General features: G+C 67.3%; 20 protein-coding genes. 18 read left to right on the top strand and 2 right to left on the bottom strand.

All coding sequences use genetic code 11. The features are described 5' to 3' along the window. Positions 1-3 precede the first annotated feature (3 nt). The 8 genes from ACN6PJ_RS24830 to otnK all read left to right on the top strand — a co-directional run bounded on the left by ACN6PJ_RS24830 (position 4) and on the right by otnK (position 8,492). Complete coding sequence (locus tag ACN6PJ_RS24830; RefSeq protein WP_427998454.1) at positions 4-1,143, top strand: hypothetical protein; 1,140 nt, start codon at positions 4-6, stop codon at positions 1,141-1,143. Then, positions 1,140-2,285, top strand: coding sequence for a hypothetical protein (locus tag ACN6PJ_RS24825; protein WP_427998453.1), 1,146 nt, complete (start codon positions 1,140-1,142; stop codon positions 2,283-2,285). Before ACN6PJ_RS24830 ends, ACN6PJ_RS24825 begins: the two co-directional genes overlap by 4 nt. A 158-nt stretch (positions 2,286-2,443) precedes the next feature. Then, positions 2,444-3,082 (top strand): aldolase, encoded by a 639-nt coding sequence (locus ACN6PJ_RS24820; RefSeq protein WP_427998452.1) that lies wholly within the window; start codon positions 2,444-2,446, stop codon positions 3,080-3,082. A gap of 78 nt (positions 3,083-3,160) precedes the next feature. After that, positions 3,161-4,483 carry an MFS transporter gene (locus ACN6PJ_RS24815; protein ID WP_427998475.1) on the top strand — a complete coding sequence of 441 codons (1,323 nt, stop codon included), beginning with the start codon at positions 3,161-3,163 and terminating at the stop codon, positions 4,481-4,483. Positions 4,484-4,511: 28 nt separating this feature from the next. After that, positions 4,512-5,297, top strand: coding sequence for a 2-oxo-tetronate isomerase (otnI, locus tag ACN6PJ_RS24810; protein ID WP_427998451.1), 786 nt, complete (start codon positions 4,512-4,514; stop codon positions 5,295-5,297). Positions 5,298-5,307: 10 nt separating this feature from the next. Beyond that, positions 5,308-6,282, top strand: coding sequence for a D-erythronate dehydrogenase (gene denD, locus ACN6PJ_RS24805; protein WP_427998450.1), 975 nt, complete (start codon positions 5,308-5,310; stop codon positions 6,280-6,282). A 45-nt stretch (positions 6,283-6,327) separates the two neighbouring features. Then, positions 6,328-7,236, top strand: coding sequence for an L-threonate dehydrogenase (gene ltnD, locus ACN6PJ_RS24800; protein ID WP_427998449.1), 909 nt, complete (start codon positions 6,328-6,330; stop codon positions 7,234-7,236). Beyond that, positions 7,233-8,492 (top strand): 3-oxo-tetronate kinase, encoded by a 1,260-nt coding sequence (gene otnK / locus ACN6PJ_RS24795; protein ID WP_427998448.1) that lies wholly within the window; start codon positions 7,233-7,235, stop codon positions 8,490-8,492. Before ltnD ends, otnK begins: the two co-directional genes overlap by 4 nt. A gap of 42 nt (positions 8,493-8,534) precedes the next feature. Here the strand turns inward: otnK and ACN6PJ_RS24790 are convergent, their stop codons facing one another. Together ACN6PJ_RS24790 and ACN6PJ_RS24785 are read right to left on the bottom strand one after the other, a co-directional pair. Continuing rightward, a complete protein-coding gene (locus tag ACN6PJ_RS24790; RefSeq protein ID WP_427998447.1) occupies positions 8,535-9,242 on the bottom strand; it encodes a FadR/GntR family transcriptional regulator in 708 nt (235 codons plus the stop codon). A gap of 104 nt (positions 9,243-9,346) precedes the next feature. Next, positions 9,347-10,252: a LysR substrate-binding domain-containing protein gene (locus ACN6PJ_RS24785; RefSeq protein WP_427998446.1), complete on the bottom strand. Its 906-nt coding sequence runs from the start codon at positions 10,250-10,252 to the stop codon at positions 9,347-9,349. 178 nt (positions 10,253-10,430) lie between these two features. Between ACN6PJ_RS24785 and ACN6PJ_RS24780 the strand changes: the two genes are divergently transcribed. The 10 genes from ACN6PJ_RS24780 to ACN6PJ_RS24735 all read left to right on the top strand — a co-directional run bounded on the left by ACN6PJ_RS24780 (position 10,431) and on the right by ACN6PJ_RS24735 (position 23,233). Then, the gene (locus ACN6PJ_RS24780) at positions 10,431-11,768 is read left to right on the top strand and encodes an MFS transporter (RefSeq protein WP_427998445.1); all 1,338 of its coding nucleotides are present in this window, start codon (positions 10,431-10,433) and stop codon (positions 11,766-11,768) included. Between the two features lies 1 nt (position 11,769). Then, positions 11,770-12,858, top strand: coding sequence for a M14 family metallopeptidase (locus tag ACN6PJ_RS24775; RefSeq protein ID WP_427998444.1), 1,089 nt, complete (start codon positions 11,770-11,772; stop codon positions 12,856-12,858). A gap of 228 nt (positions 12,859-13,086) precedes the next feature. After that, on the top strand, positions 13,087-13,953 hold the full coding sequence (locus ACN6PJ_RS24770) for an ABC transporter permease (RefSeq protein WP_427998443.1): 867 nt from the start codon (positions 13,087-13,089) through the stop codon (positions 13,951-13,953). 3 nt (positions 13,954-13,956) lie between these two features. Then, positions 13,957-15,003: an ABC transporter ATP-binding protein gene (locus tag ACN6PJ_RS24765; protein ID WP_427998442.1), complete on the top strand. Its 1,047-nt coding sequence runs from the start codon at positions 13,957-13,959 to the stop codon at positions 15,001-15,003. An 8-nt stretch (positions 15,004-15,011) separates the two neighbouring features. Beyond that, positions 15,012-15,893, top strand: coding sequence for an ABC transporter permease (locus tag ACN6PJ_RS24760; RefSeq protein ID WP_427998441.1), 882 nt, complete (start codon positions 15,012-15,014; stop codon positions 15,891-15,893). Positions 15,894-15,918: 25 nt separating this feature from the next. Continuing rightward, positions 15,919-17,166, top strand: a complete 1,248-nt coding sequence (locus tag ACN6PJ_RS24755) for an amidohydrolase family protein (RefSeq protein ID WP_427998440.1) — start codon at positions 15,919-15,921, stop codon at positions 17,164-17,166. A 5-nt stretch (positions 17,167-17,171) separates the two neighbouring features. Beyond that, on the top strand, positions 17,172-18,830 hold the full coding sequence (locus tag ACN6PJ_RS24750) for an amidohydrolase family protein (RefSeq protein ID WP_427998439.1): 1,659 nt from the start codon (positions 17,172-17,174) through the stop codon (positions 18,828-18,830). 1 nt (position 18,831) lies between these two features. Next, positions 18,832-19,809, top strand: coding sequence for a CobW family GTP-binding protein (locus ACN6PJ_RS24745; RefSeq protein ID WP_427998438.1), 978 nt, complete (start codon positions 18,832-18,834; stop codon positions 19,807-19,809). Positions 19,810-19,896: 87 nt separating this feature from the next. After that, positions 19,897-20,946 carry an ABC transporter substrate-binding protein gene (locus ACN6PJ_RS24740; RefSeq protein ID WP_427998437.1) on the top strand — a complete coding sequence of 350 codons (1,050 nt, stop codon included), beginning with the start codon at positions 19,897-19,899 and terminating at the stop codon, positions 20,944-20,946. 265 nt (positions 20,947-21,211) lie between these two features. Then, positions 21,212-23,233: a TonB-dependent receptor domain-containing protein gene (locus ACN6PJ_RS24735; protein ID WP_427998474.1), complete on the top strand. Its 2,022-nt coding sequence runs from the start codon at positions 21,212-21,214 to the stop codon at positions 23,231-23,233. Positions 23,234-23,403 lie beyond the last annotated feature (170 nt).

The following is a 23,403-nucleotide window of genomic DNA, read 5'->3' as shown; positions in this document are numbered from 1 at the left end:
CCCATGAGACGTTTTTTCGAAAGCGCGGGCTACCGCTGGTTCCTGTTGTCCTGCGCCTATGTCGTCATCGCGGCCGCCGTCATGAACGGCTTCTATACGAAGTGGAGGCTGAACGACGGGCATCCGGCCTTGAGCCTGTCGCGCATGGTCGAAGGCACGGCCCATCGCCCCTATGTGTACCGGCAGTTCATGCCGGCATTGGCCAACGGGATCCAGGCGGCGTTGCCGCAGGCAACCGTGGCGCGCATCTCCGAGCGCCTGGCGGAGCCCCGGAGACTGAACAGCCGCTCGGGGCTGGCGATGCGCTATCCGGGGTCGGAAGCGCTGATGCCGGCCATCGCCTTGCGCTATCACATTGTCTATTACTTCACCTTCTTCGCGCTGCTGGCCGCGCTGTTCGTGATGCGGCGCGTGTGCCTGCGGGCCGGCGCGGACGCGGTGGCCGCGACGGCGGCGCCCGCCATCGTCGCGCTGCTGCTGCCGTTCTTCCTTACCGAAGGCGGGTATTTCTACGACTTCGTCGAGTTGCTCTTCATGATGAGCGCGGTCTTACTGGCGATGGGGGCGTCGCGCCGCGCGCCGCTGCGCCTGGCCTTCCTGCTCGTGCTGGCCGGCCTTGCGACCTGGAACAAGGAAGCCTTTTTCTTTTTCACGCCCGCCTTGTATCCGCTGCTGCGCCGCAATCTGCCGCGTGCGCAGGCCGCCGCGCTGGTGGCGGGCCTGCTCTTTGTATGCGGCTGCGTCTATCTGGCGTTGCGCATGCGCTATGCGGGGAACCCGGGCACGACCGTGGACTACCAGCTGTGGGACAACCTGCGCTTCTACGTCGATCCCGGCAACTGGCTGCGCACGGAGAACACCTATGGCGTGCTGTTGCCGCGCGGCTTCGGAATCGTGAGTTTCCTGGCGTGCGCGGGCATCGCCGCGGCCGGCTGGCCGCGCCTTCCGCAGGCCCTGCGCCAGCATGCGACGCTGGCCGTGTCCATCAACCTGCCGCTGTTCCTGCTGTTCTGCTCGCCTGGCGAAGTGCGCAACCTGAGCATGCTCTATCCCGCGCTGGTGTGCCTGATGGCGCTTGCGCTGACGCTCTGGCTGCAACCCCGCACGGATCGAAATCCTATCGACGCGGCGCCAATCCAATGATGCGTTTCTTCAATGCGGCGGGCTACCGGCGCTTCCTGATGGCGTTGCTCTACGTGGTCGTCGCCGCCGCCGCGTTCAATGGCTTCTACACGAAGTGGCGCCTCAACGACGGCCACGGGCCCCATTCGCTCGCGTCGATGGTGGATGGCACGGCGTATCGGCCCTATGTGTATCGGCAGCTCGTGCCCGCCGCGGCCAATGGCATCCAGGCCTTGCTGCCCGCTGGCGCCGTGGCGCGGATATCCGAACGGCTGGCGGATCCGCGCCGCCTGAACAGCCGCTCGGGGCTGGCCATGCGCTACCCGGAGTCCGAGGCGATGCAGCCGGCCGTCACGCTGCGCTACCACATCGTTTACTACCTGACGTTCCTGGCCCTGCTCGGCGCGTTGTTCGCGATGCGCGCGCTCTGCCTGCGGATGGGAGCCAGCGCGCCGGCGGCAACGGCGGCCCCCTTGGCCGTCGCGCTCCTGTTGCCGTTTTTCCTGACCGAAGGCGGGTTCTTCTACGACTTCCTGGAAGTCCTGTTCATGATTTGCGCGATATTGCTGGCATGGCGCATCCCCCCGGAATCTCGCGCGCGCGCGGCGGCTTGCCTGGTCTTGCTGGCGCTGGTCTCCGCGATCGCGACGTGGAACAAGGAAGCATTCTTCTTCTTTGTAGCGACGCTATACCCCTTTCTCAGGCTCAACCTGTCGCGGCTCAAGGCTGCCGGCGTCGTGGGCCTGCTGATGTTCGTGTGCGGCTGCGTCTATCTCGCATTGAAGATCCGCTACGCGGGCAACCCCGGCGGCACGGTCAGCTTCCAGCCCGGCGCCAACCTGTTCTACTTCCTGGATCCGGGGAACTGGTTCCGCACGGAAGCCACCTATGGCGTGACGCTGCCCAAGGGCCTGAGCGCCGTGATGATGCTGATGATCGCCGGTGTGGCGGCAATCGGCTGGGCGCGCCTGCCGGCGGTTTTCCGCCTGCACGTATGGGCAGCGCTTGCCGTCAATGTGCCGCTGTTCCTGCTCTTCGCGGCGGCGGGAGAGGCGCGCAATCTCAGCATGCTGTATCCCTCGCTTCTGGGGCTGTTGGCGATGGCGCTGACGGCCTGGATGGGCGCCGCCGCGCCGGGCCGCGGCGGCGGCGAGCCCGCCTGAGCGATTCCCTTTGTTACGTCGATAGCGGGTTTACCCTGTGTTTTTGCGCGTCCGAAATTTGTATGATGACCCGATAACTTAATCCTAGAGACATCTCATCATGCTGGCCCCGCAGCCGCTTTTCCCGCCTCGCCGCCCCTGCCGCACGGAGGCGCTTCATGGCTGAAGAATCCCGCATCCGCGAAGAAATCTGCACCGTCGGCGCCAGCCTGTACAACCGCGGCTACACCGTCGGCGCGGCAGGCAATATCAGCGCCCGGCTGGACGACGGCTGGCTGATCACGCCCACGGACGCCTGCCTGGGCCGCCTGGATCCGGCCGAACTGGCCAAGGTCGACCTGGAAGGAAACTGGGTGTCCGGCGGCAAGCCTTCCAAGACCCTGGTGCTGCACCAGGGCATTTATCGCGCCAGCCCCGAATCGCGCGGCGTCGTCCATACGCATTCCACGCACCTGGTGGCATTGACGCTGGCGGGCGTGTGGCGGCCCGATGAAGTGTTGCCGCCGATTACCCCGTATCAGGTCATGAAGGTGGGGCGGATTCCGCTGATCGGCTATCGCCGCCCCGGCGACGCGCAAGCCGCGGCCGACGTGGCCGCCGTTGCGGCGCAGGTGCGCGGCGCGCTGTTCGAGAGGCTGGGCCCCGTGGTGTGGGAGCGCTCCGTGTCGCATGCGTCCTACGCCCTGGAAGAGCTGGAAGAAACCGCCCGGCTGTGGCTGATGAGCGATCCCCGCCCGGAGCCGCTCGACGCCGCGGCCATAGAAGAGCTACGCGCGGCCTTCGGCGCGCGCTACTGATTTATCCCGACAAAGCCGCCCGGCCGCATGCCTGCGGACCGGGAAGGCGCCCCCCTCCTGGAGACTTGCATGCCTCCGATGGAAACGACGCTCGGCGAGCAGCCCGCAGCGGCAAAGCCGGCAGATACCCATGAAACCGCGCGCGCCTACGCGAAGGTGTTCTGGCGGCTCGTGCCGTTCCTGATGCTTTGCTACGTGATCGCCTATCTCGATCGCGTCAACGTAGGCTTCGCCAAGCTGCAGATGTCGCAGGACCTGGGTTTCAGCGAAACCGTGTTCGGCCTGGGCGCGGGCGTGTTCTTCATCGGCTACTTCCTCTTCGAGGTGCCCAGCAACCTGCTCATGCACAGGCTGGGCGCCCGCATCTGGATCGCGCGCATCATGATCACCTGGGGCATCCTGTCGGGGATGTTCATGTTCGTCGAGACGCCCACCGGCTTCTATATCCTGCGCTTCCTGCTGGGCCTGGCCGAAGCGGGCTTCTATCCCGGCGTGATCCTCTACCTGACCTATTGGTATCCGGCCCACCGCCGCGCCAAGATCATCGCGCTGTTCATGTCCGCCATCCCCGTGGCCGGCATTTTCGGCAACCCGCTGTCCGGCTGGATTATGGATGCCTTCCACGGCACGCATGGCCTGCAGGGCTGGCAGTGGATGTTCCTGATCGAGGCGATCCCCGCCCTGGTCATCGGCGTGGCGACCATCATGTACCTGGACAACGGCATCTCCAGCGCCAAATGGCTGACCGACGATGAGAAGAAGCTGCTGAGCCGCGAAATCGAACAGGACCAGAAGCAGACAGGCGCGCAGCAGCACTCGCTGCGCGCCGTGTTCGCGGACAAGCGCGTCTGGTGGATGTGCCTGATCTACTTCGCCTTCGTGGCCGGCCAGTACGGGCTGACGTTCTGGATGCCGACATTGATCAAGTCGACCGGCGTCACGGGCGCGTTCAACATTGGCCTGCTCAGCGCCATTCCGTTCATTTGCGCCATCGTGGTGATGAACCTGCTGGGCCATTCGGCCGACAAGCGCCGCGAGCGCCGCTGGCACCTGATCGTGCCGGCGCTGCTCGGGGCGGTCGGCTTTTCCGTCGCCGCGTCCTTCGCCGACAACACCGTGGTGTCGCTTGTCTTTCTGTCGATGGCCGCGGCCGGGGTACTGACCTGCGCGCCCTTGTTCTGGTCGCTGCCGACGGCCTTCCTGTCGGGCACCGCGGCGGCGGCAGGCATCGCCATCGTCAATTCGGTGGGCAACCTGGCGGGCTTCGCCAGCCCCTACATGATCGGCTATCTGAAAGACCTGACCAGTTCCACCGCCTCCGGCATGTATGTGCTGGCCGGCGTGCTGGTCGTGGGCGCCATCGCGGTCTGGTTCACCCCGGCCAAGCTGGTCAATCGCTGACGCGCCGCTACGTTTACAAGGAATCGCAATGCCACGCCTGGCCGCCAATCTGACCATGATGTACACCGAGCATCCCTTCCTGGACCGCTTCCAGGCGGCGGCCGGCGATGGATTCTCCGGGGTGGAGTTCCTGTTTCCGTATGATTTTGCGGCGGCGGAGCTCAAATCGCGGCTGGAGGAGAACGGCCTGGAACTGGCCCTGTTCAACGCGCCGCCCGGGGATTGGGCGGCCGGCGAGCGCGGCATCGCTTCCTTGCCGGGCCGGGAAGCCGAGTTCGAGCGCGGCTTCGACCAGGCGCTGGAATATGCGGCCGCGCTCGGCAACCGCAGGCTCCATGTGATGGCCGGCCTGATCCGCCCCGGCGAGGACCGTGCCGCGCACCGCGACACCTATTTGCAGAACCTGGCGCGCGCGGCGCGAACCGCGGCCTCGGCCGGCATCGTCGTGGTGATCGAACCGATCAACACGCGCGACATCCCGGGCTTTTTCCTCAATCGCCAGGACGACGCGCAAGCGGTTTGCGCCGAGGTCGGCGCGGACAACCTGAAGGTGCAGTTCGACATCTATCACTGCCAGATCGTCGAGGGCGATATCGCGGTCAAGCTGGAGCGCGACATGGCAGGCATCGGCCACATCCAGATCGCCGGCGTGCCCGACCGGCACGAGCCGGACCTGGGCGAGCTGAACTACCCCTATCTGTTCGAGCGTATCGACGCCCTGGGCTATACAGGCTGGATCGGCTGCGAGTACCGTCCCAAGGCGGGCACGTCCGAAGGCCTGGGCTGGGCCCAACCCTATCTCGGCAATCACTGAGCATTCCATCATGAAGATACTGATCACCGGCGGCGCCGGATTCCTGGGCCAGCGGCTGGCTCGAAAATTGTTGGAGCGAGGTTCCCTCGCGCTGGACGGCGGCGCGCCGCAAGCGATCACGCGGATCGACCTGCTGGACGTCGTCAAGAACGACGCGCTGACGGACCCGCGCGTGCATTCGATGGTCGGAGATATCGCCGACCCGGCCGTTCTGCAACAGGCCATCGACACGGAGACCCGCGCCATTTTCCATCTGGCCGCGATCGTCAGCGGGCAGGCCGAGGCCGACTTCGACCTGGGCATGCGCATCAATCTGGACGCATCGCGGGCGCTGCTGGAAACCTGCCGCGCGCTGGGCCACAAGCCGCGGGTGATCTTCACCAGTTCGGTGGCGGTGTACGGCGGCGTCTTGCCCGAGACCGTGCGAGACGACACCGCGCTCAATCCCCAGTCATCGTACGGCACGCAGAAGGCGATCGCCGAACTGCTGCTGGCCGACTACACGCGCCGCGGCTTCGTCGACGGCATCGTGCTGCGCCTGCCCACGATCAGCGTGCGGCCCGGCCGTCCCAATGCGGCGGCCTCGTCGTTCGCCAGCGGCATCATTCGCGAGCCTCTCAATGGCGAGGCCTCGGTGTGCCCGGTCGGCGCCGACACGCGCTTGTGGCTGCTGTCGCCGCGCGGCGCGATCCAGGCGCTGGTCGCCGGTTGCGAGCTGCCGGCGCGCGCCGTGGCCGACCGCGCGCCCATCAACCTCCCGGGCGTGTCCGTCACGGTGGCGGAGATGGAACAGGCGCTGCGCGAGGTGGCGGGCGACGAAGTGGCCGATCGCATCGGCTGGCAGGCGGACGAGCGCGTCGAGCGCATCGTCGGCAGCTGGCCCGGCCGGTGGGACACGGCGCGGGCGGCCAGCCTGGGCCTGAAGGGCGATCGCGATTTCGCCGAGATCATCCGCGCCTACATGGCCGACGACTTGCAGCGCTGAGCGCGCCGCGCCCCGCCTTATCTAGATTTCCTGGACGATGAAACCATGAGCAATCCGCAAACATCCCCGCGCCGTGTCGGCGTCATCGGCCTGGGCGCCATGGGCGCTGGAATCGCCCAAAGCCTGCGCCGCGCAGGCCACGAGGTGCACGCGTACGACATCAGGTCCGGCGCTGCCGCGGCGTTCGCGGCCGAGGGCGGGGTGGCGTGCGCCGCGCTGGCCGACATGGCGGCGGCTTGCGACATCGTCATCAGCGTCGTCGTCAACGCGGAGCAGACCGAGGCGGTGCTTTACGGCGAGGGCGGCATCGCCGCTTTCCTGCGGCCGGGCGCCGTATTCGTGATGTGTTCCACCGTGGATCCCAGCGGGTCGATCGCGCTGGAGGCGCGGCTGGCCGAGCAAGGCATTCACTACGTGGACGCTCCCATTTCCGGCGGCGCCGCCAAGGCCGCGGCCGGCCAGATGACCATGATGACCGCGGCCCGTCCGGCCGCCTACGAGGCTTGCGGCGGCGTGCTCGAATCGATGGCCGGCAAGGTCTACCGCCTGGGCGACCGCGCGGGCGCGGGCAGCAAGGTCAAGATCATCAACCAGCTGCTGGCGGGCGTGCACATCGCGGCTGCCGCGGAGGCGATGGCGCTGGGCCTGCGCGAAGGCGTGGACGCCGATGCGCTGTACGAAGTGATCACGCACAGCGCGGGCAACAGCTGGATGTTCGAGAACCGCATGGCCCACGTTCTGGCGGGCGATTATGCGCCGCTCTCGGCGGTCGATATCTTCGTGAAGGACCTGGGGCTGGTGCTGGATACCGCCCGCCATACCAAGTTCCCGCTGCCGCTGGCCTCCACCGCGCACCAGATGTTCATGCAGGCATCCTCGGCCGGGCATGGCCGCGAGGACGACAGCGCCGTGATCAAGATTTTCCCCGGGATTTCGCTGCCGGAGCCGAAATGAGCATCAAACTGGGCTGTATCGCGGACGATTTCACCGGCGCCACCGACCTGGCCAACAACCTCGTGCGCGCCGGCATGCGCGCGGTGCAGGCGATCGGTGTTCCCGGGACGCCGCTGCGCGGCGACGCGGACGCAGTGGTCGTGGCGCTGAAGACCCGTACCCTGCCTGCCGACGAGGCCGTGGCCCAGTCGCTGGCGGCGCTGGACTGGCTGCAGGCGCAGGGCGCCGAGCAGATCTATTTCAAGTACTGCTCCACGTTCGACAGCACGGCGCAGGGCAATATCGGCCCGGTGACCGACGCGCTGATGTCCAGGCTTGGCACCCGCTTCACCATCGCCACGCCCGCGTTTCCGGACAACAAGCGCACGGTATTCAAGGGCTACCTGTTCGCGGGCGACGTGCTGCTGAACGAATCGGGCATGCAGCATCATCCGCTGACGCCGATGACCGACCCCAACCTGGTCCGCGTGTTGTCGGCGCAGACCTCGCGCAAGGTGGGCCTGATCGACTACAGCGTCGTCGCGCGCGGCAGCGACGCGATCCGCGCCCGCATCGCCGAGTTGTCGTCGCAGGGCATTGAGGTCGCCATCGTGGACGCGGTGTCCAACGAGGACCTGCTGGCCCTGGGGCCGGCCCTGCGGGGCATGCCGCTGGTGACGGCGGGCTCCGGCGTTGCGATCGGCCTGCCGGCCAACTGGGGCCTGTCGCCAGGCGGCAGGGCGGAGTCGGCGCTCGTGCCCGGCCTGCAGGCCGTGGTGGCGGGCAGCTGCTCCACGGCCACCAACGGACAGGTGGCGGCGTTCATCGAAAGCGGCCGGCCGGCCCTGGCGCTGGATCCGTTGCGGCTGGCGGCGGGCGACGACGTGGTGGGCGAGGCATTGGCCTGGGCCGAGCCGCGCATGCAGGACGGCCCTGTGCTGATCTATTCCACGGCGCAGCCCGATCAGGTGAGGCAGGCCCAGGGCGCGCTGGGCGTCGAGCGCGCGGGATCGCTGATCGAAGCCGCCATTGCGCGCATTTCGGTGGGACTGGTCGAGCGCGGCGTGCGCCAGCTGATCGTGGCGGGCGGCGAGACCTCAGGCGCGGTCGTGCAGGCGTTGGGGCTGGACCAGATCGCCATCGGAGCGCAGATCGATCCGGGCGTGCCCTGGTGCGCGGGCCATGCGCCGGCGGCGCGGGGCGATGTCAGCATCGCGCTGAAGTCGGGCAATTTCGGAACGCGGGACTTCTTCATCAAGGCGTTTCGCCGGGCTTGAACGGCGCGAAGGGGGGCGCCCCGGGGGAGGGCCCCCGGACCGTTACCGGTGTGCCTGCTTCAGCCGCTTGGCGGCGTTCACCATATGGATGCGGGCGGCCTCGCGCGCCCCGTCCACGTCCTTCCGGCGGATGGCCTCGACGATGGCGGCGTGCTCCTGCAGCACGTCGCGCATCAGGCCCGCGTGGCGCGCTTCGTTGCCGCGCGTCACGCGCGTGGCCGCCTCCATGAATTGGCTGACGAACGCCAGCGTCGTCATGAAATAGGGGTTACCGGTGGCGCGCGCGATGCTGCGGTGAAACGCCACGTCTTCCTTCACGCCGTCCCCGCCGTTCTCGACCGCCTGCGAAATGGCGGCCAGCGCCGCGTCGATGTCGGCAATGTCCTGCTTTTTTCGCACCGCGGCGGCCTGGGCGGCGATTTCGGTTTCCAGCGCGCGGCGCAGATCCACGATGTGCAGGACCGCGTCCAGCGAGGACAGCTCGGCCGCATCGATGCGCAGGGCGCGATTTCCCGTGGACCCGGTGACGTAGACGCCGCTGCCTTGCCGCGCTTCCACCACGCCATCCTGGCGCAGCCGGGAGACGGCTTCGCGGATGACGGTGCGGCTGACGCCGAACTGCTCCGCCAGCGCGGTTTCGGTCGGCAGTTTCGCACCGGGCAGCACGCGGCCTTCGTCGATTTCGGCGCGCAGCCGTTTGGCGACGGTGTCGGTCAGCGTGGGCGGGGAAGGTAGTCGGGGAAACGCCATGGATGAGAAGGGCAGGAAAGGCCGGGCGGAGCATTGCGGACCGTTGGCACGGGCAGCGTCGATGATAACCGGTACGGCGCGTCAGGCCGCGGATCCGTCCAGGCTCAGGCCCGCGCGCCGGCGGGCGCCGCGAGGGCCTCCAGCAGGCAATCGATGAAGCACTGCGCGGCCGGCGTGGGCGGCGAGTCGGCGCGGGTCAGGATCGAGACGCGAGCGGCCGGCAGTTCATGCGCCAGAGGCAGCATGCGCAGGCCGCGCGGCAGCAGGCTGTGGTCGAACAGATTGCGCACGAAAATTCCCAGGGCATCGCTTTCGGCGATGATGGCCAGCGCCACCGCGATCGATTGGCACGGAATCACGTCGCGGGGCGGAGGCAGCTTGTGGGCGGCGAACGCCAGACGCAGAAGATTGGCGGGGGCCTGGATATTGCCGGGAAGCAGCCACAGGGCATCGTGCAGTTCGGCAAGACTGCGGGCGCGGCGCAGCGGGTGGCCGGCGCGCGCGCCCACCGCCAGCGGCAGCGTGAACAGCGTGGTTCTGGCGAAGCCGTCGTCGATCTCGCCGTCGTACTCCGTCTGCACCAGGAAATCGTAGCGGCCCGATTCCAGTTGCTCGTGGCTATAGGGCGGCGCCACCTCGTTGAACGCCACGGCCACGCGCGGCATGCGCGCGCGGAAGGCGGCCAGCGCGGCGGGCAGCACCGTCAGCGCGGCCGAGCTGATCGCCAGGTTCAGCGTGCCGCCTTCGCCGTCGCGCATCTGGCCGATTTCCTCCTGGGCCTTGCGCGTTTCCTGCAGGATCAGGACGGCGCGCCTGTACAGGGCTTCGCCGTAGGCGGTCAGTTCCACGCCCCTGGCGCTGCGCCGCACCAATTCGGCGCCCACGCTCTCCTCCAGCTCGCGCAGGCTGCGCGTGGCGGCGGGCTGAGTGACGAACAGCGCGCGCGCCGCCGCGCGGATGCTGCGGTGCTCGGCGATCTGTACGAATGCGCGTAATTGGCGCAGGTTCATGGGCTGCGGACTGGATCCAGGAATCGACCGGCGTCAGCATATAAGAAAAAGTATTCACTGGAACAAAAATACTGTCTTTTCCTTATCGTTTGCCATCCGTATATTCGTGCTCACGGGACAGGCGCGGCATCCGGGTTCACCGGCCGGTCGTCACCGGAACGGACATCAAGGGGAAAAAATGTCTATTGCTATCGCCGCCGCGCCGGGCCGGCAGGATCTCCATACGCCAGCGATGCGCCGGCGGGTGATCGCAGGCACCACGATCGGCAACGCGCTGGAGTTCTTCGACTTCACCGTCTTCACGTTCCTGATGCTGGTCATCGGGCCGCTCTTCTTTCCGGCGGCCTCGAGCTATGGGCAACTGCTGCTGACCACCGCCACGTTCGGCGTGGGCTTCCTGATGCGCCCGGTGGGCGGCATGCTGATCGGGTCATACGCCGACCGCCATGGGCGGCGCGCGGCCATGACGCTGACCTTGTGGCTGATGGGCTTGGGCTGCGCGCTGATCGCCGCCGCGCCGACCTATGCGCAGATGGGCGCGGCGGGGCCCGTGCTGATGGTGCTGGCGCGGTTGATCCAGGGCTTCGCGGCCGGCGGAGAGGTTGGAGCATCGACCACCCTGCTGGTGGAGCACGCGCCGCCGGAGAAGCGCGGGTTCTATTCCAGCTGGCAGTTCGGCAGCCAGTCGCTGGGCGTGATGCTGGGCGCGCTGACGGTGGCGCTGCTGACGGCGGCGCTGAGCAAGGAGCAGATGCAGGCCTGGGGCTGGCGCGTGCCGTTCGTCATCGGCATCCTGACCGTGCCGGTGGGCGCCTACATCCGGCGCAACCTCGAGGAAACGCTTGAACCGCCGCCGCGCGCCGGCGTGACGCAATCGCAGGCGGGGACCGGCCATCAGCCGCTGCGCCGTGTTTTCGCCGAGCACAAGACGCGGGTGGTCAAAGGCATTCTGCTGGTGATCGGCGGCATGGTCTGCGCGCAGATCATCGGGTTCTACATGCCGGCCTACGCCAACAAGGAGCTGGGCCTGCCCGCGACGTCGACGTTGTCCGCCAGCGTCGTCCTGGGCGCCATCGGCTTTCTGATCGCGCCCTTCGTCGGCATGCTGGCCGACCGCGTGGGACGCAAGAAGGTGATCTTCTGGTCGCGCGCGGCCACGGTAGGCGCCTTGCTGCCATGCTTCCAGTGGCTGGTTTCCGCGCCCAGCACCGGCCGGCTGATGACGGTGATCGCCTTGCTGGCGGTGCTGCTGGCCTTGCAGACCGCGCCGGTGATCACGATGCTGCCCGAGCTGTTCCCGAAGGCGGTGCGCACGACCGGGATGTCGGTGGTCTATGGGCTGGGAATTTCCGTATTCGGCGGCTTTGCGCAATTCTTCGTAACCTGGCTGCTGCACGTCACGCGAAACCCGATGGCGCCGGCCTGGTACCTGATGGTGACCGTGACGCTTTCCACCGTGGTGCTGTTCTGGATCCGGGACCGCACCGGCCACGAAATCGATACTCGCGAGGCATGACATGCAATCCACGACCCGCTATTTTTCCTCGAGCTACGCGCAGGCGCGCGAACGCTTCCTGTCGGCGGCGGCGCCGCTGGCCTCGCATGTCCGGTCCTACGGCATCGACCCCCTGGGCAGCGAGGGCGAGCCGCTCGCGACCGACGTGGCCCTGATCGGTGATCCGGATGCCGGGCGGTTGCTCATCATGACGTCGGCCACGCACGGCGTCGAGGGTTTCTGCGGCGCCGGCTGCCAGCTCGCGCTGCTGGACGATGCGCCGATGCTGGAACGGGCGCGCCGCGCGGGCGTGGCGCTGCTGCTGGTGCACGCGGTGAATCCCTATGGCTTTTCGTGGATCGCGCGCACGGACGAGGGCAATGTGGACCTGAACCGCAACGCGCAGCCGTTCGGCGGCCAGCCGCTGCCGGAGAATCCCGGCTACGGGCCGGTCCACGGACTGCTGCTGCCGCAGGAGTGGCCCCCGACGGAACAGAACCGGAAGGACCTCGCCCGCCATATCGAACAGCATGGCCTGCCCGCGGTGACCCAGGCCGTGTCGCGCGGGCAGTACACCCATGCGGATGGCCTGTTCTATGGCGGCGACCGGCCTGCGGCCTCGCTCGCGAACCTCAGGACCATCCTGCAGACCCACGCCAGCCGCCATGCGCGCATCGGCTGGATCGACGTGCATACCGGCCTGGGCCCCCGCGGCCACGGCGAGAAGATATACGCCGGCCGCCGCGACGAGGCCGAGGTGGCGCGGGCGCGCCGCTGGTGGGGCAGCGACATCGCCGTGCCCTACCAGGGGAGTTCCGCGTCGGTGGACATCACCGGCCATCTGGCGGGCCTGATCTACCAGGCCTGTCCCGACTCGGAGCCCACCTCGATGGCGCTGGAGTTCGGCACCATGCCGTGGGAAGACGTGATCCACGCGCTGCGGGGGCGAAATTGGCTGCGCGCCCATCCCGAGGCCGGCGACGCGCAGCGCCGCGAAATCCTGCAGGCCACCCTCGACGCGTTCTATTGCGGCCAGGAGGATTGGCAAGGCATGGTGCTGGGCCAGAGCCGCGTGGCGGTGCTGCAGGCCCTGTGCGGGCTCGAGGCGTAGGCCGAGTCGCATCCAGGGTTGCACCTGCCGCCGCCTTGCGTTGCGGCCGGTTGCACCCTTGCCATCAGGCTCGTTCCTGGCCGGCTGCGGGATTTTCCCAGTGGTGGGTTATCCCTAGTTGAGCCGCGCAGCAACCGGTCGATATGCTCTGGTTAACCGCAGAGGCCGCAGAGTCCTTACCGGAGGAGTTTCAAGCCTAGCCGGCATCAGCTGACAAGGAACCTGGATTTGCACAACGCGCCTCCTTTGAACCCGGCCGTCAGGGCCGCCAACCGGGAACAGGCCCTGCGGGTGTTTCCGTGGGCGACGTGGCTGCACCGCCTCTTCGTTGTCCTCATGTATGCGTTCATGCTCTGCCCCATCGTGCTGGTGGTCTGGCTGAGCTTCTTCAAGGACGCCATTCTTTACTTTCCCCCGTCCGGCTACACGCTGTCCTGGTACGTGAAGGCATGGGAAAACCCCGCTTTCGCCAATGGCTTCCTGTTCAGCCTGCAAGTGTCGCTGGTGGCTGCCTTCATCGGCGTGGCCATGGGCGTGCTGGCCGCCGTGGGCATCGCCCGCTACCGCTTCCGCGGCAGCAAGGGCATCAATACGCTGCTGCTGTCGCCGCTGCTGATTCCCGGCATCGTGGCGGGGGTGGGCATCTACCTGTTCTATCTGCGCGCCGAGGAAGCGCTGGACCAGGACATCATCGGCACCTTCGGCGGACTGGTGATCGCCCACGTGTGCCTGACCATTCCGTGGACCGTCAGGCTGGTCACCGCCGGCATGGCGGGCCTGGACGGATCCATTGAAGAAGCGGCGCGCAACCTGGGCGCGAGCGCGCCGGTCGCGTTCATGCGCGTGACGCTGCCCATGCTGCGCCCGTCCATCGTGGCCGCCGCGCTGTTCAGCTTCGTCGTGTCGTTCGAGAACCTCGAGCTGTCGCTGTCGCTGGTCGGGCTGGGGCGCACCACGCTGCCCATCGCGATCATGCAGTACCTGGAATTCAACCTGGATCCGACCATCGCCGCGGTGGCCTCGGTGCAAATTCTGCTGTTGGGCATCATCATGCTTGTGACCGACCGCTATGTGAAACTCAGTCAGGTGGTGTAGAAGATGGCGAAGGTCTCGATCGAAAACATCCGCAAGCAGTTCGGCGCGGCGGTGGCCGTGTCCGATTTCTCGCTGGAGATCGCGGAAGGGGAACTGGTGGCGTTCCTGGGCCCCAGCGGCTGCGGCAAGACGACCACCCTGCGCATGATCGCCGGCTTCATTTCACCCTCGGCGGGGCGCATCCGCATCGGCGAGACCGATGTGACCCGCCTGCCGGTGCACAAGCGCGATACGGGCATGGTGTTCCAGCGCTACGCGCTGTTCCCGCACATGACGGTGGCGGAGAACGTGGCCTTCGGCCTGGAAATGCACAAGGTTCCCAAGGCCGACCGGGACGGCAAGATCCGGCGTGTGCTGGACATGGTGCGCATGAGCGAACTGCGCGACCGCTATCCGCGCCAGCTGTCCGGCGGGCAGCAGCAGCGCGTCGCGATCGCCCGCGCCCTGGCCATCGAGCCCAAGGTGTTCCTGCTCGACGAGCCGCTGTCCAACCTCGACGCCAAGCTGCGGGTGGAAGTGCGCGAAGAAATCCGCGCCCTGCAGCAACGCCTGGGGCTGACCACCGTATTCGTGACGCACGATCAGGAAGAGGCGCTGGCGATCGCCGACCGCATGGCCATCATGCACGATGGCATCGTGCAGCAGGTCGGCACGCCCGACTCGCTGTACGAGCGGCCGGCCAACCTGTTCGTGGCCGACTTCCTGGGCAAGATGAACGTGTTCAAGGGACGCGGCGGGGCCGATAACGTCTTCCAGACCGAGGCGGGCCAGCGCATCGCGGCGCCGGGCGGTTCCGGGGCCACGCACGTGGGCGTGCGGCCGGAGCGGGTGAGCCTGCGGGAACAGCCCTCGGGGGGGAACGCGCTGGCGGGCGTGGTCGAGTCCTCGCTATATCTCGGCTCGGTGCTGGAAGTGCGCGTGCAGCTGGAGGGCGGCAACCGCATGATCAGCCAGGTCGTCAACGGCGGCGCGCGCCAGCCGCAGCCGGCGCCGGGCGCGCGCGTCTACGCGTGCTTCGAGCCGGACGACTGCGTGGCGTTCACGCAATAGGAGCCGCCATGACGACCGCGACGCAAGACGGGGCCCGCAGGGGCTGGCTGGGGCCGGGGCTGGCGTTTCCGGCATCGCTGGTGGTGCTGGCGATCATCCTGGTTCCCATCCTGCAATTGGCGCGCTACAGCTTCAACCGCTTCGATCCGGCGGAGCTGATGCAGACCGCCTTCACGTTCGAGAACTACGCCAAGTTCTTCGGCGATCCCTATTACCGCGACATCTTCCTCACGACATTGGGCATCGCCGGGCTGTGCACGGTGCTGGCGCTGGTGCTGGGCTTTCCCGTGGCGTACTTCCTGGCGCGCACGCAGAGCCGCTACAAGAGCCTGTTCGTCATCCTGCTGGTGTTCCCGCTGATGGTCGGGAACGTGGTGCGCGCCGCTGGCTGGATGGTGGCGCTGGGCAACGCGGGGGTGGTGAACGCCATCCTGCAGGGGATGGGGCTGATCGACAAGCCGCTGACCATGATGTACACGCCCACGGCGGTCGTGATCGGCACGACCGCCGTCGTCATGCCCTACCTGATCCTGACGCTGCAAAGCGTGCTGGAGGGCATGGACCTGTCCGTGGAGGAGGCCGCCCGCAACGTCGGCGCCAGTTTCTTCACCACGCTGCGCCGCATCGTGCTGCCCATCGCCGCGCCGGGCGTGGCGGCGGGGACGATGCTGGTTTTCATCCTGTGCATGAACGCTTACGCCACGCCGGTGCTGCTGGGGGGCTCCGGCCTGACGATGATGGCGCCGGCGCTGTACGACCAGATCACGCGCGCCTCCAATTGGCCGTTCGGCGCCGCGTTGGCCGTCGTGCTGGTCTGCGGCACGCTGGTCATCGCCCTGATTTCCAACTGGTTGATCCATCGCCGCTATATCAAGACCATGGCGTCCTGACCCCCGACTCCACAAAGGAATCCTCATGGCTTCTGTATTGTTCAAGAATGCGAACCTGCTCGATCCCCTGCAGGCGGACCTGCTGGAAGGCAGGCACGTGCTGGTCGAGGACGGCGTCATCAAGGAGGTCTCCGACAAGCCGATCGCGGCCGCGTCCGCGCGCACGATAGATGCCGCCGGCCGAACGCTCATGCCTGGGCTGATCGACCTGCATGTGCACGTCCTGGCCACGCAGCTGAACCTCAGCACGCAGGGTGTGCTGCCGGATGCGCTGGTCATGATGCGCGCCGTTCCCATCATGGCGGCCATGCTGCGCCGGGGCTTCACCACCGTGCGTGACGCGGGCGGCGCGGGCTGGGGGTTGAAATGCGCCGTGAACGAAGGCACGGTCAAGGGGCCGCGGTTGTTCATCTCGGGCCGCGCCATCAGCCAGACCGGCGGCCATGGCGATCCGCGCCCGCGTTCCGACCACCTGCGGCCGATGAGTTTTTGCGGCTGCTGTTTCCGCGCCGGCGACATCGGCCGCGTGGCCGACGGCATCGATGACGTGCGCAAGGCGGTGCGCCAGGAATTGCAGATGGGCGCCGACCAGATCAAGATGATGGCGTCCGGCGGGGTCGCATCGCCGACGGATCCGATCGCGTCCTATGGCTATTCGGAGGAGGAAATCCGGGTGATCGTCGACGAGGCCGCCAGCCGCCAGACCTACGTGATGGCGCATTCGTATACGGCGGATGCGATCGAACGGGCCATCCGCAACGGCGTGCGCACGATCGAGCACGGCAACCTCGTGGACGAGCGCGTGGCGCGATACATGGCGGAGAAGGGCGCCTTCGTGGTGCCGACGCTGGTCACGTACGAAGCGCTGGCGAACGAAGGCGCCGACTACGGGCTGCCGCCGGACTCCGTGGCCAAGATCGCCACGGTGCGCACCGCCGGTCTGCACTCCCTGGAGATCTATAAGAAGGCGGGGGTGAAGATCGGCTACGGTTCGGACCTGCTGGGGCCGTCGCAGCGCTTGCAAAGCGACGAATTCCGCATCCGCGCCGAGGTGATGACGCCGCAGGAGGTGATCCAGTGCGCCACCACCACCGCCGCGGAGGTGCTGAACCAGGTGGGGCAGCTGGGCCGCATCCAGGAAGGCGCACTTGCGGACATACTGCTGGTGGACGGCAATCCCTACCGGGATCTTTCCTGCCTGTTGGGCCAGGGCGAGCACATCGCGCTGATCATGAAGGGCGGCGTCATCGAGCACAATGGAATGGGAGCATAGGCGCCATGAGCGATCCCACGCAGATGCAATCGGAAGTCGGCGAGGAATCCCGGGACGTCAACGCCGCCAAGGGCTGGCATCCGCCTTCGGCGCCCGTGGCGCGCGACCGCGGGCTGGGGCCTTTTCCCCGCCTGATCCTGCGCGGCGCCACCATCATCGACGGCACGGGCGCGCCGCCCTGGGGGCCGGTGGACATCGTGATCGAGAACGACCGGATCACGGGACTGGTGAACGTGGGCACGCCGCACAAGGCGATCGATCCCAAGCGCCGCCCGGGGCCGGGCGACCACGAGATCGATTGCCACGGAAAGTTCGTGACGCCCGGCTTCGTGGACGCGCACGCGCACATCGGCACGCCCTACCACGCCATGAGCGGCATCGTGCCGCCCGCCGACTACATCTATCGGCTGTGGCTGGCGCATGGCGTGACCACGGTGCGCGAAATGGGGGCCATGGGCGGACTGGGCTGGACGCTGGCGCAGCGCGAACTGTCCGCCGCCAACAAGATCGCCGCGCCCCGCATGGTGGTGCATTCGGTATTTCCGGCGGTCAACGACCGCGTCAAGACCATCCATACGCCGGAGCAGGGGCGCGAGTGGGTGCGCAAGCTGGCCGCGCGCGGCGCGGACGGCATCAAGTTCTTCGGCGCGCCGCCGGCCATCATGGAGGCCGCGCTGGACGAGGCGGCGCAACTGGGCCTGCGCTCGGGCTGCCACCATGCGCAGATGGCCGTCACCCGGGTGAACGCGCTGAAATCCGCGCGCTGGGGCCTGACCAGTTCCGAGCACTACTACGGCTTGCCCGAAGCCTTGTTCGAGGACCGCGTGGTGCAGTCGTTTCCGACCGACTACAACTACAGCGACGAGTACTACCGCTTCGCGGTCGCGGGACAGACCTTCATGCAGGCCGCGAAGCCGGGCTCGGCGAAGTGGCGGGAGGTCATGGACAGCTTCCTGGAGCTGGGGCACACCTTCGTGCCCACCTTCAACATCTACGACGCCAACCGCGATCTGATGCGCGCGCGCCGCGCCGATTGGCACGACGAATACACCTGGAAGGCGGTCTGGAAATATTTCCAGCCGCAGCGCGGCGGGCACGGCGCATACTGGTATCGCTGGAGCACGACCAACGAGATCGAATGGAAGCAGAACTACCGGCTGTGGATGCAGTTCGTCAACGAATACAAGAACCTGGGCGGGCGCGTGTGCGCCGGCAGCGATTCGGGCTTCATTTTCCAGATCTACGGCTTCGGTTTCATCCGCGAACTGGAGCTGCTGCAGGAGGCGGGCTTCCATCCGATCGAGGTGCTGCGCGCGGCCACTTCCCAAAGCGCGGCGCTGCTGGGCATCGATGACGACACCGGCTCCATCGACGTGCAGAAGCGCGCCGACCTGCTCATCCACAACCAGAATCCGCTGACGGATTTCAAGCTGCTGTTCGGCACCGGCGCCATGCGCCTGAACGATGCAACGGCCCAGGTCGAATGGCAGCGCTGCCTGGAAACCACCATCAAATCCGGCGTCGTATACGACACCGCCGAGCTGCTTGCGGACGTCCGCGGCATGGTCCGCGGAAGCTGGGCGGACGATCCGGATGGCGAGCGCCCGCCCGTTGGCGGCTCGCCCGCGGGCTCGCCTTGCGACAACGCGGAGGCGGCGTCCTGACATGGCGGTCGACCTGTTCCTGCTTTGCGGATTCCTGGGCAGCGGCAAGACCACGCTGCTGGTGGATTACCTGCGGGATCCCGCCGGGGCGGATACCGGCGTGATCGTGAACGAGGCGGGCGAGGTCGGGGTGGACGGCGCCATCGTCGCCAACGACAGCGGCAATGTGCCGATGACGCTGTTGGCCAACGGCTGCGTCTGCTGCTCCCTGCGCAGCGATCTGGTCCACACGCTGGGCGCGTTGCTGGATGCGCCCAGGCGCGACGGCGAGGGGCCGCTCAAGCGCGTCATCCTGGAATGCAGCGGCCTGTCGCGGCCGGGGCCCGTCATTGCATCGCTGGCCGATCCCGAGGTCACGAGCCGGGGCGTGCGACTGACGGTGGTCTGCACGGACGACTGCGCCCGCGATCCCGACGCGCTGGCGGAGATGGACGAGGCGATGGCGCAGTTCGGCGCCGCGCACCGCATCGTGCTGACCAAGACCGACCTGTTGCCGGCGTCGGCGCTGCAGGCGCGCGCGGCGCGCGCCGCCGCCTTGAATCCGCTGGCCGCGGTCATCGCCGAGCCGGACCGCCTGCTTGCGGTGCGGGCGGCCTTCGCGCCCGCGCGGGGCGCGTCCGACCTGGCGGGTCTGGCCGCGCGCATGCTGGCCTGCGGCGCGGCGGCCACGGCGCATCCGCGGATCCGCGTCATGGCGGCCCGGGCGCGTGCCGGCATCAGCTGGACGGATTTTTCGGAATGGCTGGACAACCTGGCCGGCTTCTGCGGCGAACGCCTGCTGCGCGTCAAGGCGGTGGTGCGTGTCAGCGAATGCGCCGAGCCCATCCTGATCCAGTCGGTCGGAACCACGTTCAGCGCGCCCCAGCGGCTGACGCGGCAGCCCGATGCGAGCGACGCCATCATCGTCATCGCCCGCGACATCGATGCCGAAGCGATCCGGGCGAGCGCGCCGGACGCGCCGGTGGAGATGCTTACCTGAGTTTTGGCAGGGGCGCGGCCATCAGCGATGCCGATGACGCGCCCGCTTCGTAGTAAGTCGTCAGTTCCCCTTCGATACGAGGTCGTTATGCAAGAGAAAAACCTGACTCGCCGTGGCTTCATCAAAACGGCCTCCGGCCTGGCCCTGGCCCCCGCCCTGGGCTGGGTGCCCGGCATGGCGCACGCCGCCGGGAAAGACATCGTCGTGGGAACCTGGGGCGGCGATTACCAGAACTTGCTGCAGCAGATCATCAATCCCATCGTCGGCAAGCAGGGCGTGAACGTGGTGTACGACACGGGCAACGCGGTCGGCCGCGTGACCAAGCTGCGCGCGGAGAAGAACTCGCGCCGCGGCAGCATGGACGTGGCGCTGCTGGGCGAAGTCGATATGTACGACGCCGAGCGCTCCGGCACGCTGGAGCCGGTCGATGCCAAGAAACTGCCGAATCTGGCGCACGCGATCGGCGCCCTGAAGACGCCGTACTCGATTCCGCACATCTTCAGTGCGATGACGCTCGTGTACAACACCGAGAAATTCCCCACTCCGCCGGACTCGCTGGAGGTGCTGCTGGACCCGAAATGGAAGGGGCAGGTAGGCTTCTCCGACATCCTGTACCTGTACAACGCGGTATTCGTCGGCCTGGGCGCGGGCGGCGACACCAAGAGCTTCGAAGGCGGCAAGCGCTTCCTGGCCAAGCTCAAGCCCAACGCGCCGCGCATCTACCCCTCCAACGAGGCGGTGGCGGCCGCGTTCAAATCGGGGGAGATCGCCATCGCGTGCATGTGGAAAGCGCGCGCGCTGCAATGGCGCGACAGCGGGCTGCCGTTGGGCTTCGTCATTCCGAAGGAAGGCTCGGTGCCGGTCGCGTTCGAAGCGGCCGTGGCCAAGAACAGCCGCAATAAGGACGCGGCCTGGGAATATCTCAACGCCATGCTCGACCCCCAGGGGCAGATCGCGTTCGCCGAAAAGATGGGCTACGCGCCCACCGTGACCAATGCATCGCTGCCCGAACCGCTGAAGCGCGTGGGCTTCTCGGAGGCCGAGGTCAAGCTGCTGCATGCCTACGACCTGAAGAGCCTGACCGAAAAGAAGGCCGACATCCTCGAGTACTGGAACAAGGAGTTCAAGGCGGGTTGAGCGCGGCTCGGGCGGCAGACGCCCGGGCGGCCAGATTGCGCGGGCGTTTCGCCGGATGCCGGGCATCCGGCGAAACGCCCGTTTTGCTTCCCGCTCTTGCGTTCGATTTGAAATGTTATATCATTTGCGACTTGTTTGTAATGATATAACATTCGAGAGAGCGAAGATGATCGGCAAGAAGCAGGGGCAGGTGCGGGAAAGCGGCGGCAGGGCGGGTCGGCGGCCGCGCCGTTCGGGGGGGCTGAAGCCGTTGGCCTGCGCATTGATGCTGGCCGCGCCGGCCGCCCAGGCGCAGACGGGAGGCGATCCCGCCGCCGGCGCCAGGACATTGGCGCCGATCACGGTATCGGCCAATCCGCTGGGGCTGGACCTGAACAGCACCACGCTGCCGGCCTCGGTGCTGGAGGGCGACGCGCTGATCGAGCAGCGCACCGGCACGCTGGGGGAGACGCTGAAGAACCTGCCCGGCGTCAATAGCGACACCTTCGGAGCCGGCGCCAGCCGTCCGGTCATCCGGGGGCAGACCGCGCCGCGCGTGAAGGTTCTGTCCGACGGTTCCGAGGTCATGGACGCATCGGGGATTTCTCCCGACCATGCGGTGACGGTGGAACCCCTGCTGGCCGAGCGCATCGAGGTGTTGCGCGGTCCGGCCACGCTGCTGTATGGCGGCGGCGCGATCGGCGGCGTGGTCAACGTGGTCGACAAGAAGGTGCCGACCGCCGTTCCCGAAAAGGGCGTTGAGGCCGAGGCCGAACTGCGTGGCGCCACCGGCACCAAGGAGCGCTCCGGAGCGGTGGGCATCACGGCCGGGCAAGGGCAGTTCGCCGTGCGCGTGGAAGGCATGAAGCGCCGCAGCAGCGACTATGACGTGCCGGACTGGCCGGGCGGCAAGCTGGAAGGTTCTTACAGCGAATCCACGCAGGGTTCCGTGGGCATGTCATGGATCACGCCCCGCGGCTATGTCGGCCTGGCCTTTACGCACCTGGAAAGCGAGTACGGCCTGCCGGGCCATAACCACGAGTACGAGGGCTGCCATCCGCACGGCACGCACCTGCATTGCGGCGGGCACGATCACGACCATGGCGACGAGGAAGAGGGCCATGACCACGACCACGATCACGACCATGGTGGCGTGCCCTACGTGAAGCTGCGCAGCAACCGCCTGGACCTGCGCGCCGAATACCAGGATCCGTTCGCGGGATTCGAGAAGATCCGCCTGCGCGGCGGCCTCACCGACTACCAGCATGACGAGATCGAGGGCGGCGAAGTCGGCACCCGGTTCAAGAACAAGGGTTATGACCTGCGCCTGGAATTGCAGCACAAGCCGATCGCCGGCTGGCGCGGCGTGGTGGGGCTGCAGAATGCCTACAGCGATTTCAGCGCCGAGGGCGAGGAGGCTTTCCTGCCGCGCAGCAAAACGCGGTCCAACGGCCTGTTCGTGCTGGAGGAATACCAGCTGAACGACTGGCGTTTCGAACTGGGCGCGCGGCAGGATTGGCAGCGCATTTCGCCCTCGGGCGGAGCGCCGCGCACCAGCCTGTCGGGCACCTCGTTCTCCGCCGCCGCCATCTGGGATTTCGCGCCGCAGTACTCGGTGGCGCTGTCGCTGTCGCGTTCCCAGCGCCTGCCCAGCGCGCAGGAGCTATACGCCGATGGCGTGCACCTGGCCACCAATACCTACGAGCTGGGCAATCCGGACCTGGGCCGCGAGACTTCGCACAATATCGACCTGACCCTGCGCAAGCATTCCGGCGACACCACGTTCTCGGCCAGCGTGTTCCACAACCGCGTGAAAAACTACATCTACGCCAACACGCTGGACCGCTACGAAGATTTCCGCCTGATCGAATACACCCAGCGCGACGCGGAGTTCACGGGCGTGGAAGGCGAACTGCGCCACCAGTTCACGCCGGTATTCTCCGCGGCGGTGTTCGGCGATTACGTGCGCGGCAAACTGACCGGCGGCGACGGCAACCTGCCGCGCATCCCGGCGGCCCGCGCCGGCGTGCGGGGCAACGTGAAATGGGGGCAATGGTCGGGCGGCGTCGAGTACGCGCGCGTGTTCTCGCAGAAGGACATCGCCGCGTACGAGGACAGCACGCCTGGCTACAACATGGTGAATGCGGTGGTGGCCTACCGGGGCCAATACGGCGCCACGGGCTACGAGGTCTACCTGCGCGGCACCAACCTGCTGAACAAGCTGGCCTACAACCATGCCTCGTTCATTTCTTCCGTCGCGCCACTGCCGGGGCGCAGCGTGCTGCTGGGCGTGCGGATGACCTACTGAAGACGCCCGGGTCGCCGTGGCGGCCTCGCGGGTGTCTGCATGGCGGGAAGGGGGCAGCCCCCTTCCCGCCATTTTCGCGTTCTAGGGGTAGACCCCGATACGCGCGCCGTTGACGCCTGGATCCTTCCGCTCCTAGAATCAAATTTGTGATCACATATCAAAAATAGCAT

It is taken from the genome of Achromobacter sp. (assembly GCF_050285585.1).
Lineage (GTDB): Bacteria > Pseudomonadota > Gammaproteobacteria > Burkholderiales > Burkholderiaceae_B > Achromobacter.
This window is presented reverse-complemented; position numbering and strand designations above follow the sequence as displayed.

What these genes read in the sequence shown, in the direction of transcription:
- ACN6PJ_RS24785 (WP_427998446.1), bottom strand. Translation starts at nt 10,252, where the DNA reads ATGAACCTGCGCCAATTACGCGCATTCGTACAGATCGCCGAGCACCGC.
- ACN6PJ_RS24765 (WP_427998442.1), top strand. Translation starts at nt 13,957, where the DNA reads ATGGCGAAGGTCTCGATCGAAAACATCCGCAAGCAGTTCGGCGCGGCG.
- ACN6PJ_RS24750 (WP_427998439.1), top strand. Translation starts at nt 17,172, where the DNA reads ATGAGCGATCCCACGCAGATGCAATCGGAAGTCGGCGAGGAATCCCGG.
- ACN6PJ_RS24740 (WP_427998437.1), top strand. Translation starts at nt 19,897, where the DNA reads ATGCAAGAGAAAAACCTGACTCGCCGTGGCTTCATCAAAACGGCCTCC.
- ACN6PJ_RS24815 (WP_427998475.1), top strand. Translation starts at nt 3,161, where the DNA reads ATGGAAACGACGCTCGGCGAGCAGCCCGCAGCGGCAAAGCCGGCAGAT.
- ACN6PJ_RS24825 (WP_427998453.1), top strand. Translation starts at nt 1,140, where the DNA reads ATGATGCGTTTCTTCAATGCGGCGGGCTACCGGCGCTTCCTGATGGCG.
- ltnD (WP_427998449.1), top strand. Translation starts at nt 6,328, where the DNA reads ATGAGCAATCCGCAAACATCCCCGCGCCGTGTCGGCGTCATCGGCCTG.
- denD (WP_427998450.1), top strand. Translation starts at nt 5,308, where the DNA reads ATGAAGATACTGATCACCGGCGGCGCCGGATTCCTGGGCCAGCGGCTG.
- otnK (WP_427998448.1), top strand. Translation starts at nt 7,233, where the DNA reads ATGAGCATCAAACTGGGCTGTATCGCGGACGATTTCACCGGCGCCACC.
- ACN6PJ_RS24775 (WP_427998444.1), top strand. Translation starts at nt 11,770, where the DNA reads ATGCAATCCACGACCCGCTATTTTTCCTCGAGCTACGCGCAGGCGCGC.
- ACN6PJ_RS24760 (WP_427998441.1), top strand. Translation starts at nt 15,012, where the DNA reads ATGACGACCGCGACGCAAGACGGGGCCCGCAGGGGCTGGCTGGGGCCG.
- ACN6PJ_RS24780 (WP_427998445.1), top strand. Translation starts at nt 10,431, where the DNA reads ATGTCTATTGCTATCGCCGCCGCGCCGGGCCGGCAGGATCTCCATACG.
- ACN6PJ_RS24830 (WP_427998454.1), top strand. Translation starts at nt 4, where the DNA reads ATGAGACGTTTTTTCGAAAGCGCGGGCTACCGCTGGTTCCTGTTGTCC.
- otnI (WP_427998451.1), top strand. Translation starts at nt 4,512, where the DNA reads ATGCCACGCCTGGCCGCCAATCTGACCATGATGTACACCGAGCATCCC.
- ACN6PJ_RS24820 (WP_427998452.1), top strand. Translation starts at nt 2,444, where the DNA reads ATGGCTGAAGAATCCCGCATCCGCGAAGAAATCTGCACCGTCGGCGCC.
- ACN6PJ_RS24745 (WP_427998438.1), top strand. Translation starts at nt 18,832, where the DNA reads ATGGCGGTCGACCTGTTCCTGCTTTGCGGATTCCTGGGCAGCGGCAAG.
- ACN6PJ_RS24735 (WP_427998474.1), top strand. Translation starts at nt 21,212, where the DNA reads ATGCTGGCCGCGCCGGCCGCCCAGGCGCAGACGGGAGGCGATCCCGCC.
- ACN6PJ_RS24790 (WP_427998447.1), bottom strand. Translation starts at nt 9,242, where the DNA reads ATGGCGTTTCCCCGACTACCTTCCCCGCCCACGCTGACCGACACCGTC.
- ACN6PJ_RS24755 (WP_427998440.1), top strand. Translation starts at nt 15,919, where the DNA reads ATGGCTTCTGTATTGTTCAAGAATGCGAACCTGCTCGATCCCCTGCAG.